This window comes from Leptospira bouyouniensis, assembly GCF_004769525.1.
GTDB lineage: Bacteria > Spirochaetota > Leptospiria > Leptospirales > Leptospiraceae > Leptospira_A > Leptospira_A bouyouniensis.
In genome coordinates this window covers 47,353-60,555 of record NZ_RQFT01000017.1, presented here as the reverse complement: position 1 = coordinate 60,555, position 13,203 = coordinate 47,353, and the positions used below count along the sequence as shown (strand labels likewise).

The following is a 13,203-nucleotide window of genomic DNA, read 5'->3' as shown; positions in this document are numbered from 1 at the left end:
AGATAACAGACGCTGAAAAGCGTGTAAATTACATTTTAAAAAATCATTTGCAGGTCTTTCCAATTGGTTTTTTTTGTAATTCAATATGAAAATTCACCCCACTGCCATCATCGATCCTAAAGCGGAACTACATGAATCCGTTGAAGTTGGACCATTTTGTATCATTGAAAAAGATGTCAAAATTGGAGAAGGAACTGTTATCGAATCCCATGTGAAAATCCTTACAGGGACCCGAATTGGTAAATTTAATAAAATTTCATCAGGTGGTAGTTTTGGCGGATTACCTCAGGACTTAGCTTTTAAACCTGAAACCAAAACTTATTTGGAAATTGGGGATCATAATCATTTTAGAGAAAATGTAATCTTTCACAGAGGGACAGTAGAAGGGAAAGCAACTGTGATCGGAAACCACAATTATTTAATGGGGAATGTTCATATAGCCCATGATGTGATTGTAGGTGACCATAACATTATGGTTCAAAATACGATGCTTGCGGGTCACGTTGTGATTGGTGACAAAGTGTTCATCTCTGGATCCGTCGGAGTTCACCAATTTGTAAGAGTAGCCGATTATGCTATGTTAGCGGGACTCACAAAAGTTGTTAAAGATGTACCTCCTTATGCTACAGTTGACGGTCATCCGGGCCTTGTCGTGAGTTTGAATGTTGTTGGTATGAAACGTGCCGGAATCTCTGCTGATGTTCGCCTTGCGATCAAAAGAGTTTATAAAACTATTTATCATAGTGGTCTCAATACAAAACAAGCATTGGTCGAACTTAAAAAAGACCAAAACCCTGCACCCGAAGTGCAAAAAGTCATCGAATTCTTCGAAACCAGTAAACGTGGAGTTGTGGATCACAAATTTGTTTCCGGTGGATCCGACGAAGAATGAGAGTCCTCGTAACCGGGGGAGCCGGTTATATTGGGAGTCATATTGTCCTAGAACTCATGGAACTCGGACATGAAATCATCATTGTCGATGATATGGAAAAGGGAAACGAAGCCAATTTGTTTCCCGAAAATGAATTTATCAAAGGTGAAATCCAAGATCCTGAAGTCTTAAAAAAAGCTTTTGCTAAAAAAGTAGATGCTGTTTTTCATTTTGCTGCATGGAAGGCTGCAGGTGAATCCATGACTGATCCGCTAAAATACACAATGAACAATCTGAATGGCACCTTTACATTATTAAATGCAATGATTCAATACGGATGCCAGTATATTGTGTTTTCTTCTTCTGCAGCAGTGTATGGAGCTCCTAAGTACTTACCTATTGACGAAAACCACCCTTTACAACCAGAAAACTATTATGGTTATACCAAACTTTGTATTGAGGAAAATTTGGAATGGTTTGATAAACTCAAAGGTTTAAAGTCAGCTAGACTTCGTTACTTCAATGCTGCTGGTTACGATCCAAAGGGAAGAATCAAAGGCATTGAAAAAACTCCAGCCAATTTACTCCCCATCATTATGGAAGCAGCTGCTGGCATTCGAAAGGGATTCGAAATTTTTGGAAACGATTATGAAACAGAAGATGGAACTTGTGTGCGAGATTATATCCATGTCAGCGATCTTGCGAAAGCTCATGTTTTAGCCTTGGATTATATAATGGCGAAAAAGGAAAGTTTAACTGTTAATCTAGGTTCCGAATCCGGATATTCCGTGAAAGAAATGGCTGATTTATCGGAGAAAGTTGTCGGAAAACAAATACCTCACAAAACAGGGCCTAGGCGACTTGGTGACCCAGCAAAATTACTTGCCTCTTCTAAAAAAGCAAGGCAAGTACTAAATTGGACTCCAATTTATAGTGATGCCGAGACTCTACTTTCCAGTATGTGGAATTTGTACAAAAACTTATAAATTCTGCGACGTGATTTTTTCACACTCCGGGTTGATGGACTTTACATAATCCAACGCCCGGTCACCTAACACCTCTGCACCTAAAAAACTACCTTCTAATTTGATCTCACCCGATTGGAAAGATTTGATCCATTCTTTGGTGAGTTGGTTGGAAATCGGTGCATAAGACCAGTGCCACTTCTCTTCCTGATACCCCTTATTGTTTCTGGAAACAAGTGGATTGTAAGGTTGGCAAAATCCATATTTAGATGCGTTTTCCTTTAACCAATCATATAGATATTTTCCCTTTCCATTCGATTCAAAGTAGGCATTGTCAAGAGCATTTAAGTCAAAGTCGGTCCCCCAGTGATGGCGAGAAGTTCCAGGTGCACTTGAAAATTCTAATATCAACCCAATGATTTCTTCAGATGATTTTCCTTTGATGGGAACTCGCATCGCTTTTTTCCCAGTGAATTTAGATTCCCAAATTCCTTTTTGGTGAGTGAAGTTGCGAAAACTAGAAACTAAAAAGATATGTTGCTTATAAGAGCTTGGTTTCGAATCTTCAAAATCATTGATCATTTTATGAAGGGCTTTTTTCACATCAGGTCTTAAATAATGTTCCTTTGCATTTTCTTCTAAGATAACAGGCGCTAATGGTCCAGGTGAATTGAATTTGCCAGTTAAGTAAGAATTTTTATCGATTCCCAGATATAAATCAGTTTGAGTTTGTTTGATCGGTTTTTCACCACATACACATAATAAAGAGAGCAAAAACAAAAATAGAAACTTTGATCTGAACATGATAAGGTTCATTTAAAAATCTTCGATTAATTCGCAAATAAAAATTTGCCTTCACTAAATCGAGTCCTCAACTCCGAAACTTCCATAGGATCATCCAATGGAATGGACGCTGCGTCTTCCTTGGCTTCTTCTAAAAGATCACGATCCACAACCAAATCGGCAATTTTAAACTCTGGCAATCCACTTTGTTTGACTCCTAAGAGTTCACCTGGACCACGAATGGCGAGATCTTTTTCGGCTAAAAAATATCCATCATTTGACGAAACAAGTGCTTCAATTCTGTCCCGCCCTTCTTCACTAATATTATCTCCAGTCATGAGGATACAAAAACTTTCTAAGTCACTTCTTCCTACGCGACCACGTAACTGGTGTAATTGGGAGATACCAAAACGTTCTGCATGTTCCACAACTAAAATAGTTGCATTGGGTACATCGACACCCACCTCCACAACTGTCGTTGTGACAAGGATTTGGATCTCTCCTGATTTGAATTTTTCCATCACGGTATCTTTTTCGGCACTTTTCATTTTTCCATGCAATAATCCAATTTTCAAATCAGGAAATACGGTTGTTCGTAAATTCTCGTATGCGACGGTACAAGATTCTAAATCAACCTTTTCGGATTCTTCAACGAGTGGGTACACAATGTAACATTGCCTTCCAGTACTAACATATTTTCGTATCGAGTTGTAAACTCCTGCCCTTCTGTCTTCTTTGTACCAACGAGTATCTATGGGTTTACGACCTTTTGGTTTTGTTTTGATATTTACGAGAGTCAAATCCCCGTATAAAGTAAGACAAAGTGTGCGTGGGATAGGTGTGGCGGTCATTGCCAAGATGTCTGGATTTTTACCTTTGGCTCGAATTGTTTCCCTTTGGTCCACGCCAAATTTATGTTGTTCATCAATCACAACGAGACCCAAATCAGAAAAAATCACATCTTCTTGTAATAAGGAATGGGTGCCAATGATGATATTTGATTCGCCCGTTTTGATTCTCGCTAACTTTTCAGCCCGGATCTTCTTGTTTTCACCACCTAATAATAATTCAATTCCAAGAAAGGGCATATTGCCCATAAACTTATAAATGGTTTGGTAATGTTGTCTGGCTAAGATTTCCGTTGGTGCCAAAAAAACTACTTGGATGTGGTTGTCGATATAGTGTAATCCAACAAGGAGTGCTGTGATGGTTTTTCCTGATCCAACATCCCCTTGTAATAAAAATGCAGAAGGAGAATCGGTATTGGTTTTAGAGAGGATGGTTGTTACGGCTGATTTTTGGTCATCCGTCAGTTCAAATGGAAGATTTTTTTCCAAATTGGTACGTGAAGGTGACAGAGGAAGAGGCCATAACAAACGTTTTACTTTTTGCCTTTCTCGTTGTTTGTACAATAATAACCGCTGAAAATAAAAAAACTCTTCGTAGGCAAACCTTTTTCGTGCAATTTGTACGGTTTCCATCGTATCAGGGAAATGGATGTTACGAAATGCTTCATCTCGACCAAGTAACTTACGTTTTTTGATGAATTTGGAAGGTAAGTTTTCACTTATTTCGCCGCCTTCCAAAACTTGGTGGATGAGTTTACGTAATCCTTTAGAATCAAGTCCTTCTTCCTTTAATGCTTCAGTCGAAGGGTATAACGGAATAATCCTTCCTGCGTGAATGGAGTCTTCAGGGTCATCCTTATCGGATAAAAATTCATATTCGGGATGAAGGATTTGGTATCCTCGGAAGTATTCTAATTTTCCTGACACCACCACCTTTTTATCGATAGCAAACAATTTATGAAAAAAATTGACTCCACGAAAGAAAACTAAATTGATCCTTTCATTGTTTAAGGTTCGAAACCCAACAAGTAATCGACTTTTTTTTCCATGAACAATATAACTATCAACGATAGTCCCGAGTAATGTGACCACGTCACCTTGTTTTAAAATGATATCTTTTGTAAAATTTCGATCTAAATATCGTCTTGGAAAATACGTTAACAATTCATAAAATGTTGTGATTCCATGATCGAGTAAAATAGTTTTTCGTTTCGGGCCAATCCCTTTTAGATTTGATAAACTTTGAGTTAAATCAAACATAGGTTTCATATCTCATCGGTTGGTTTTGGAGGCCCAAAGGGATTTTCCTTTCCTTGGTTTTGCTCGGAACTGTTTTTTTCAGAATCCAAGATCAGATAACAATACTTACATCCATAAATTTGCGCCTGTTTTTTTCCTTCACTATTGGTGTAAGTAGAAATGGCTGCATACAAATATTCATCTTTTCGAAGCACTGTCCCACAAACAGGGCATAAGCGAAGTCTTGGAAGATTTGGGTCTTTTTCTTTTCCGTAAACTTTTCTCGGATCCCCTACTCGAAGATTTTCTTCTTTTTTTAACCTTTCTTTTTCTTTCTTGTTTAAACTTTGATTGTCTACTGCTGAGAGTGCGTAAAGGAAAAAAGCAACGGTAAAAAGTACGCCACAAATCGTAAGAAAGGTGACCATTTAATTCCCTCGGATATAATCTTCGGAACTCACTGTTGAAATCGGATTTTGAGAAATGAGTTTTAAATGTTTTTCAGAACAATCTACTTCTATCAATCTATGCCAATCTTCTCCACGTAGTTGGCAAAGATTTGATTGGACTACATCTTTTCCTTCCATAAGTATTTCAGCGTAATATCCACCTTCTTGGAAACCATGTAATGAATCCACCGCACCAAAGTTAGATGGATTGATAAAAACAGTATTTTTTGTTTTTTTAATGCCTTGGTCTTCATGGACATGTCCTGAAACGACAAGAGATGGAGATTCATCATCTAAATACCTTCTGATCCCTTGACTTCCACATTTTCCAACTCCAGGGATGGTATCAAAATAACCATAAGCAGGATTGTGAATCCAGCAGATATCAGGCAGTTCCTCTCGGAAAAAATCTTCTGGTTCACTATAGTTTTTTCCATTTTTAGTATATTCGTGAAAAACGACGGTGAGTTTTTCGGGAATGCCTGAAGTCCAAATCGGAGCACCACCATACCCAGATACTTTAATATTTTGAAATTCAAAACTTTTACGATGCACTTCTCGTTGGTAAAGTTCGGTGTATTGCAAATCTAAATCATAATTACCCGGTAAACAATACACAGGTGACTTTGCATACTTAAGAATTAGTTTTTCGATGATTTCATATTTTTCCTTCATCGTTTTGGCAGCTAACTTGTACAAGTCTCTGTATTTTTGAGATTTTTCTACGATCGCGGTAGAATATTTTTCAGGAAAACGAATGGCATGTGTTGTAAAGTCAAACGGAGTTGAGTCATCTTTTCTTTCCGTTAATAAATAATACAATTCCTCTTGGACACCACAAAAATCAATGATCCGATCAAAGGAAAAAAAAGCTTTGTATATGATATCTCCAGAAAAAAGATACAAGTCTGCTTCTGTAGTTTGTAGGATTCGTTTCAGACCATGAAGTCCATCATGGATATCCGTTAGATAAATGATTTTCATCTATTCATTTTCCCACAGTAACATTTGGATATCTCGATCTTCTTCAATGTAATCGATCTTTAAATACTCCGGTCCAAAAAAATCCACAAGTGGTTTTAAAATTGTAGAAGATCTCACAAAAATATACAATTCATTATGATCTGCCACAAGGTATTGGATTTCAATTTTACCGGCAATAGAAGGAACCAAATTCAAAAAATAATTTAAATCAAATAATAATTCCCACTGCAAACCAGTGATGGATAAAATGTGAGGTGCCTCATGCATGATAGATTCAAATACTTTTTTTTTGTGAAATGGATCAATTTTCACAAACCACCTAACAAAGTCAAACCGACGAGGTTTAGTATCCCAAGCTCGGTATCCAACAATTTTTAATCTTGCTTTGTTATCTTTAACTAACACAGGTTTGAGTCGAACTCGGTATCGGATGGATTTCACTTTTAAAAACCGAGCGATCCAAAGCCATTCCATGCGGTACGTTCCCGTCAAAATCACTTCCCCTTTGGCGGAACCTACTTCTAAACTTTCCAAATCTGGGTCTTCTGCGATGATTTCTGAGTTTATGACTTTTTTTAAGCTACCGAGCAGTAAGGTAACTTTGTAATTACTCTTTGGGACCACTTTTGGTGGCAAAAAGAGATTCAGTGGGTTGAAACGGAAGAGATCCGTCAAAAGCATATTTTAATTTTATTTTCTATTGCCTTTTTGGAAAGCAGATTTAGAATACGGAACTCATGAAGATTGGAATCATTGGTGCTGGAAGTTTTGGCACTGCACTAGGTAGTATTTTAGCAGACAAGGGTTATGATGTCACCCTTTGGACAAGGAGCGAAGAACAAGCTCGTTCGATCAACGAAAATCATATGAATTCCAAACATATGCCAGATTTGGTTCTTCCTGAAAAACTGAGAGCAAACACAGACCTGATCCAAGTGGTGAAAGACAAAGACATGATTGTTTCGGCTCCTCCGAGCCACGCACTCTCAGGCATCTTAAAGGAAATTAAAGACCATATCCCACCCAAAGTTCCGATCGTTTCCGCTTCCAAAGGGATCGAAAACGAAAGCCTTCGCCTTGTTTCTGAAATTTTTGAATCGGAGCTACCTGGCCAATACCATTCCCAACTTTCTTATCTTTCCGGACCTAGTTTTGCCAAAGAGATGGTAAAACGAGTTCCTACCATCGTTTCCATCGCTTCGAAAAACGAAGCTACCGCCAAACGAGTGCAAGAGATCTTTAGCTTTACCTATTTCCGAACCTACTGGACTCCCGATGTGGTTGGCGTGGAAGTGGGTGGTGCTTTAAAGAATGTGATTGCGATTGCTGCAGGAGTTGCCGATGGTCTTGGGTTTGGACAAAATACCAGAGCTGCACTCATCACACGTGGGTTAAATGAAATCACAAGGATGGGAATCAAAATGGGTGCTGATCCCATGACTTTCCTTGGTCCATCAGGGATGGGGGACTTGGTACTCACTTGTTGCGGGGAAGCATCGAGAAACAGAACGGTTGGGTTTCGATTGGGCAAAGGGGAAACGTTAAAGGAAATTTTAACTTCCATGAACGAAGTAGCGGAAGGTGTAAAAACCACTTTATCCACAAAAAACCTAGCAGATAAATTGGGAGTGGAGATGGCTATCACACAAGAAGTATATCGTATGTTATACGAAGATAAAGATCCGAAAGAAGTGGTCAAAGCTCTGATGAGCCGTGACCTCAAAAGGGAAGGTGTCTAAACCAATCGGACGAGAAGTATGATATAAGTCACAATTTGAATCATGTAAAAAGTGAATCGAATGTTTACTGCTAATACATTCGTTGCAATCAAATGAGTAAGGGATTGCAAAACCCTTGCTCCCAAAATCACAAACCCCACTTGATTAACAAATGTATCTACCTTTCCCAAACTCACCGTCAAAAAAACCACTGCTACAAATAGTGGTAAGTTCTCTAAACTATTGAGGTGGGCACGGTTGAGCCTCCAATTGAAATCACTTCCATGTTGGATACCTGCTGGGAATTCATTGGATTTTTTTTTACCAAGTAACACCTGTACACTTCTGTAGGTTGTCAATGTGACACCAAGAGCGAGTGTCCAAAGAGTGAATAGAATCAAAGCTAAATAGATGGGTTCCACAATTTCTCCTTTATACCAATTCTTCTTTGTATTTACGAATTGATACAGGCGATAATCCTAAATGACTTCTGTTCATTTGTAAACCATTTAAAAGGATTTTTTTATGGAGACTTAGGAAGTTCTCTAGTCCCAATCGATGGATTTTATCTCTTTCCAAACACTAAGCCAACTATGGGAGAAAAAATGGTCGGGGGCTTCTGGGATTTCTAAAAATCGAAATTGGTTCCGTTTTGCAAAATCGACAGTTTGTTTTTTAGGAAACCATTTGTCTTCTGCGGGAAGAAATATTGTAACATCTGTTCGTTTTTCATTCACACCAAATTCTACTTGGAAACCTGGTAAAAATAAATTTCGTAAAAAGGTTGCAAGTGAATCCACTTGGATCCTAACATTTTTCACAGGAAACGAAAGGTGATCCACTTCCCCAGATACCAACCAATCAGGAGTTGCTAATGACTCTAATATCTGTTTGTTGGGAGATTCACTATCAGATAAATTCGGCAGAAGGAGCAAACGACTGAATTCCTCAATGGAATCCGATTCATACAAATACTTTAAACTTAAAACACTATCAAGTATTGGAGAAAGTAAAAATAATTTTCGAAAGGGAGTTTTTTGGGCATACATAAGAAGCGCTGCCCCTCCCCCACTATGTCCAATCCCATACAAAGGTTTTTTTAAATAGTTTTTTCCTTTTAGATACTCATCTAACAAAGTGATGGCGGTTTTTGGATCATAGGTTCCACCTGAATTCCCGTGAGAAGGTGGATTAAAACGAATTAACCTTAACCCATCACGAAGAAGCTCTGAATCTCGGATTCGAAAGGATCTCGCATTCCCACCTGTACTCGGCCAAAGGATAAGTATCCCTCTTGCTTCGTTGGGAGATGCACCAGATTCGATGATTTCTAATGGAAACATAGGCTACTAAAGTGAATTCGATCGACAGTGGTCCGATGCTCTATGTATCAATGGACAATCTTAAAATCTAATATAAAACTTTGTTTGGTCAATTGATGATTTCGTTTCCTGTAATCTATATGAATCCAATTCTAATTCAAAGAGATTAATTTTACTTCCTTGTTTACAAGGTGGTGATAATGGGTTTACCATTTTGCACGATGACTGTGTGTTCGCATTGTGCCACGTAACTTAAATGCCCTTGTCGGTTCCCAGCGACTAAAGTCCATCCATCGGATTCTTCGTATGCAGTTTGGCTCCCAGTGGAAATAAAAGATTCAATCGCAAGGACAAGGCCTTGGTTTAGTTTTCTATGGTCGCGTTTGTCTTCATATACTAAAACTTGTGGTTCTTCATGGAGTTTTTTGCCTGTGCCATGACCTGCCAAGTTTTTGATGACAGTGAATCCATTTTCTTTTGCGGCCGAATGGATTTCTTTTCCTAGGTGGCGAAGATAATTTCCAGTAAACGCTTGTTTTGTGGCACGCATTGTACCTTCGATTGCTGTATCACAAAGTTTTTGAAGTGTTGGGTTTGCGTTACCGACAATGAATGAAATTCCTGTGTCCGCATAATAACCATCTAACTTTGCAGAAACATCCACATTGACCAAATCCCCTTCCTTTAGAATCATTTCTTTTTTGGGAATTCCATGAGCAATTTCAAAATTGGTACTAATACAGGTAAATCCGGGGAATTTATAATCAAATTTGGGAGCAGAAATTGCACCTGCAGCTTCAAACTCTTGTTTTGCGGCCATATCAAGTTCTAATGTTGAAACACCAGGTTTTGCCAAAAGTTTTAATAACTCTCGGACCTTAGCAACAAACTTACCTGCTTTTAAAATCCCCTGTAGGTCTTTTTCATTTTGAATTGACATCTAAACAATCTCCCCACCACAACTAGAACCCGCACCAGCAGTACATCCATAACAATGGTTTGCTACAACGATTTCTCGTCCAAGGAATGCAGGCAAATCGAAATCTTGTATGTGATTCACAGCTTTTGATTTTAATTCCAACATTTGGTTAAAATCACAATCATATACGGATCCATCAAATCCTACTGAAATTTGGTCTAAACACATGAGACCGTTCACTGTTGCAGGATTGTAGGCATTCACCAATGTTTCCATATACATTTCAAATTTTCCACCGCGAACAAGAGATCCTAAAAATCGATTGATAGGAAGGTTGTTGATACAAAACAACTGGTTAAACACAATTCCATATTTTTTAAATAAATGTTCTTTGTATTCTTTTTCTAACTGGGTTTGCCCTGAACTTAAAAATAGCCCATTGGGATTATAAACCAAATGGATCGGAAGTGATGTTCCATAACCAATTGCATTTAACTTTTTTAAGGCGGTGATGGACTTTTGGTAAACACCTTTTCCCCGTTGGTTGTCAGTTACATTTTCCAAAACAGAAGGTAAGGAAGAGACAATTTCCACTTGGTTATCTTTTAAAAAGTCATACAGCCATTCAAAACCTGGTTCTTCCAAAATGGTAAGGTTACAGCGATCTATGACTCGTTTGCCTAGTCGCCTAGCTTCCGTTACAATGTATTTGAAATTTGCATTTCCTTCCGGTGCTCCACCTGTGATATCTACCGTTTCAATTTCTGGAATTTTAGATATGAGTTCGATACAAAGTTTTGCAGTTTTTTCGTCCATCATCTCAGTTCGAATAGGAGACGCATCCACATGGCAATGCCGGCAAGCTTGGTTACACCATCTGCCAACATTGATCTGGAACACTTTGATGGAACGCGCCTGGATGGGTTTTCCGACGGTTTCAAAAAAATGTTTTCCACTATATCCTTGCAAGGTGGAATGTTGTTCGGTTAAATCCATACTTTAAAATGAAAGTTCGTCTATTTTGTTTTGCATTTGGACGCTGTGTACCAAATTAATGCCAGCCGCCATCGCTGCTGCAACATGTACTGCTTCATTCATTTGTGCTTCATCAGCACCTTTTTGAAGTGAAGTGGTCGTGTAGGCATCAATACAATATGGGCATTTTAGTGCATGGGCCACTGCAAGCGCAATGAGTGCCTTTTCTCTTTCCGTTAAGGCTCCTTCTGCCATCACTGCATTGTAGTATCCAAAAAATTTATCAGCAAGAGCGGGATTCGTGCGACCAATCTCTCCAAATTTTCCTAAGTCTTTTGCATTATAATAATGATTTTCTGCCATATTGCCTCTTTAGAATGAAGTTTTTTGACCTTCCGATTTCGTCAAGGGTAAGCCCTAACATATATATCCAAAAGGGTTTAGGTTAGGTCAATATCTTAGACAAAGTTTCTAATTCTTAAGGATTGGTTTTAATCTCTTATCTTAGCTAAATGAACGACTGTAGGCAATGATTGTCAGAATTTCCCAAATCATTTGGAATGGGATGGTGATGGCATCCCAAACGAAGGCAAAAGGTAGAATAGGATACCATTTAACATTCGTTTCAAACTTTTCTATGGAATTAATTTCTATATACCGCTGCAGAAGGAATCCATATTTTTTTGTGTTGATTTGGTACATCTTCCCTACGATTCCTTTTTCATCCACTATGGCAACGACAAGAGAGTCTTCTGCGGGTTGTTTGGGAATGCGAATTGTCTTTCGAATTTTTGTTTGGCAAACATCACAACGATTCAATTGGAAGGTATATGGATACTGACTTGTTGCGATAGGAATTGATTCATAACATGTTTTGCCCGACTTTAATTCGAAGCAAATGCCAAAGGAATTTTCATATTCCACATATTCAATTTCTTTGGGAATCTCTGTGTATTCATCAATCGATAATTTGTATACAACTGAGAACTCCTTGGATAGATACAGATACCAAGAATAGTTGTATGACTTTGGTCGGAAATAGATGCCTCCAATACGGGAACTTTCCCCTTGATTTGTTATCTCTCTCATCTCCAAAGTTTCTATTTTGCTTTCTGGGTGTGGAGCAAACCATTTATTTGAACTTCGATCCAATGCATTGATGGAACGTATGTATGTTGTCCCATCTTTTGTTTTTAATTCAGGGGATTCAAAGAGTAAATCATAGTAAGGATGGATAAGCTTTACAGAATCCAAATGATGGATTTGGGTAGAAACATGTTTTGACCTCTTAATGACTGCTTTTGTGGCACAATTTAAAAAAATCATGACCACAAATACAATCACAAGTCGCATCATGTGGAAAACTTTGGTCTACGTTTTTCTATGAGAGACAAAAACCCTTCTTGCCCATCAGGAGATAAGATCACCTTGGTAAAATGGTCAGCATCTAACTGGAATAAGGATTCCATTTGGGCGCGGTACGGTTCACGTAACGCAGTTTTCATTCCACGGCTCGAGTTATAAGTAAGCTTGGAAAGCGATTCGGCAAATTTCATCGCTTCTGGATATAAATCATCCGCACTATAGAGCTCATCGACAAGACCAATATCTTTTGCCTCAGGACCTTTGATTTGTTTACCAGTAAAAAGTAAATCCCTTGTTGCTTTCACACCAACTAAGTCTTGCAATACGATTGTAGGGATGGAAGGAAAGTTTAGTCCCACAATTGCTTCGGAGAAACCAATCCTTCCCCCTTTGTCCACCATATAACGGTAATCGGAAAAGAGAGCAAACACTGCCCCTGCCGCCATACAATGTCCATTGATCACTGCAATCGTAGGAACAGGAAAGTGGAAATACGTCTGCGCTGTTCGTAACAATTGTTCTACAGAACGCCTAACATCCGATTCCATTTTTCCATACATGAGAGTGGGTTCAATCCCATTGGAAAAAAACTGAGTTTGTGCGGAGGTAAAAAGCAAAACACGCAAATTTGGATTATTTGCGTGTTTGTTTAAAATTTGTTGGAATAATACAAATGCTTCAAAATCAAATGTGTTTTTTTCATTCGACTGCATCTTGATTTCCAAGATGCGGTCTCCATGAAAGATCTCTGCAAAAGGAGTCATA

At 38.4% G+C, this 13,203-nt stretch carries 15 protein-coding genes; 3 read left to right on the top strand and 12 right to left on the bottom strand.

From position 1 onward, the window contains the following. Positions 1–85 precede the first annotated feature (85 nt). The gene (gene lpxA / locus EHQ43_RS18895; protein ID WP_135740845.1) at positions 86–892 is read left to right on the top strand and encodes an acyl-ACP--UDP-N-acetylglucosamine O-acyltransferase; all 807 of its coding nucleotides are present in this window, start codon (positions 86–88) and stop codon (positions 890–892) included. Continuing rightward, complete coding sequence (gene galE / locus EHQ43_RS18890; protein ID WP_135740844.1) at positions 889–1,857, top strand: UDP-glucose 4-epimerase GalE; 969 nt, start codon at positions 889–891, stop codon at positions 1,855–1,857. The genes lpxA and galE overlap by 4 nt, the downstream gene beginning before the upstream one ends. Here the strand turns inward: galE and EHQ43_RS18885 are convergent. Genes EHQ43_RS18885 through EHQ43_RS18865 form a run of 5 tightly spaced genes read right to left on the bottom strand, consistent with a single transcriptional unit; the run spans position 1,852 to position 6,820 of the window. Beyond that, positions 1,852–2,652, bottom strand: coding sequence for a M15 family metallopeptidase (locus tag EHQ43_RS18885; protein ID WP_135753585.1), 801 nt, complete (start codon positions 2,650–2,652; stop codon positions 1,852–1,854). The genes galE and EHQ43_RS18885 overlap by 6 nt on opposite strands. Before the next feature lie 14 nt (positions 2,653–2,666). After that, on the bottom strand, positions 2,667–4,736 hold the full coding sequence (recG, locus tag EHQ43_RS18880; RefSeq protein ID WP_135772026.1) for an ATP-dependent DNA helicase RecG: 2,070 nt from the start codon (positions 4,734–4,736) through the stop codon (positions 2,667–2,669). Continuing rightward, positions 4,733–5,134: a hypothetical protein gene (locus EHQ43_RS18875; RefSeq protein ID WP_135772025.1), complete on the bottom strand. Its 402-nt coding sequence runs from the start codon at positions 5,132–5,134 to the stop codon at positions 4,733–4,735. Before EHQ43_RS18875 ends, recG begins: the two co-directional genes overlap by 4 nt. Further along, positions 5,135–6,139: a metallophosphoesterase family protein gene (locus EHQ43_RS18870; RefSeq protein ID WP_135740840.1), complete on the bottom strand. Its 1,005-nt coding sequence runs from the start codon at positions 6,137–6,139 to the stop codon at positions 5,135–5,137. It lies immediately after the preceding gene. Further along, positions 6,140–6,820, bottom strand: a complete 681-nt coding sequence (locus EHQ43_RS18865; protein WP_135740839.1) for a hypothetical protein — start codon at positions 6,818–6,820, stop codon at positions 6,140–6,142. 56 nt (positions 6,821–6,876) lie between these two features. Here EHQ43_RS18865 and EHQ43_RS18860 point away from each other — a divergent pair, with 56 nt between their 5' ends. Next, positions 6,877–7,878 carry an NAD(P)H-dependent glycerol-3-phosphate dehydrogenase gene (locus EHQ43_RS18860; RefSeq protein ID WP_135772024.1) on the top strand — a complete coding sequence of 334 codons (1,002 nt, stop codon included), beginning with the start codon at positions 6,877–6,879 and terminating at the stop codon, positions 7,876–7,878. Here EHQ43_RS18860 and EHQ43_RS18855 read toward each other — a convergent pair. From EHQ43_RS18855 to EHQ43_RS18825, 7 genes are all read right to left on the bottom strand, one after another. Beyond that, positions 7,875–8,279, bottom strand: a complete 405-nt coding sequence (locus EHQ43_RS18855) for an MAPEG family protein (protein WP_135740837.1) — start codon at positions 8,277–8,279, stop codon at positions 7,875–7,877. The two genes, EHQ43_RS18860 and EHQ43_RS18855, sit on opposite strands and share 4 nt — an antisense overlap. A gap of 123 nt (positions 8,280–8,402) precedes the next feature. Next, positions 8,403–9,200, bottom strand: coding sequence for an alpha/beta fold hydrolase (locus EHQ43_RS18850; RefSeq protein WP_135772023.1), 798 nt, complete (start codon positions 9,198–9,200; stop codon positions 8,403–8,405). Between the two features lie 163 nt (positions 9,201–9,363). Beyond that, the gene (gene map, locus EHQ43_RS18845; RefSeq protein ID WP_135772022.1) at positions 9,364–10,119 is read right to left on the bottom strand and encodes a type I methionyl aminopeptidase; all 756 of its coding nucleotides are present in this window, start codon (positions 10,117–10,119) and stop codon (positions 9,364–9,366) included. Beyond that, entirely contained in the window at positions 10,120–11,094 is a 975-nt protein-coding gene (gene arsS / locus EHQ43_RS18840) for an arsenosugar biosynthesis radical SAM (seleno)protein ArsS (RefSeq protein ID WP_135740834.1), read from the bottom strand. 3 nt (positions 11,095–11,097) lie between these two features. Next, complete coding sequence (locus tag EHQ43_RS18835; protein WP_015676644.1) at positions 11,098–11,436, bottom strand: arsenosugar biosynthesis-associated peroxidase-like protein; 339 nt, start codon at positions 11,434–11,436, stop codon at positions 11,098–11,100. 141 nt (positions 11,437–11,577) lie between these two features. Then, on the bottom strand, positions 11,578–12,429 hold the full coding sequence (locus EHQ43_RS18830) for a hypothetical protein (RefSeq protein WP_135740833.1): 852 nt from the start codon (positions 12,427–12,429) through the stop codon (positions 11,578–11,580). Further along, the gene (locus EHQ43_RS18825; protein WP_135740832.1) at positions 12,426–13,202 is read right to left on the bottom strand and encodes an enoyl-CoA hydratase/isomerase family protein; all 777 of its coding nucleotides are present in this window, start codon (positions 13,200–13,202) and stop codon (positions 12,426–12,428) included. The genes EHQ43_RS18830 and EHQ43_RS18825 overlap by 4 nt, the downstream gene beginning before the upstream one ends. Position 13,203 lies beyond the last annotated feature (1 nt).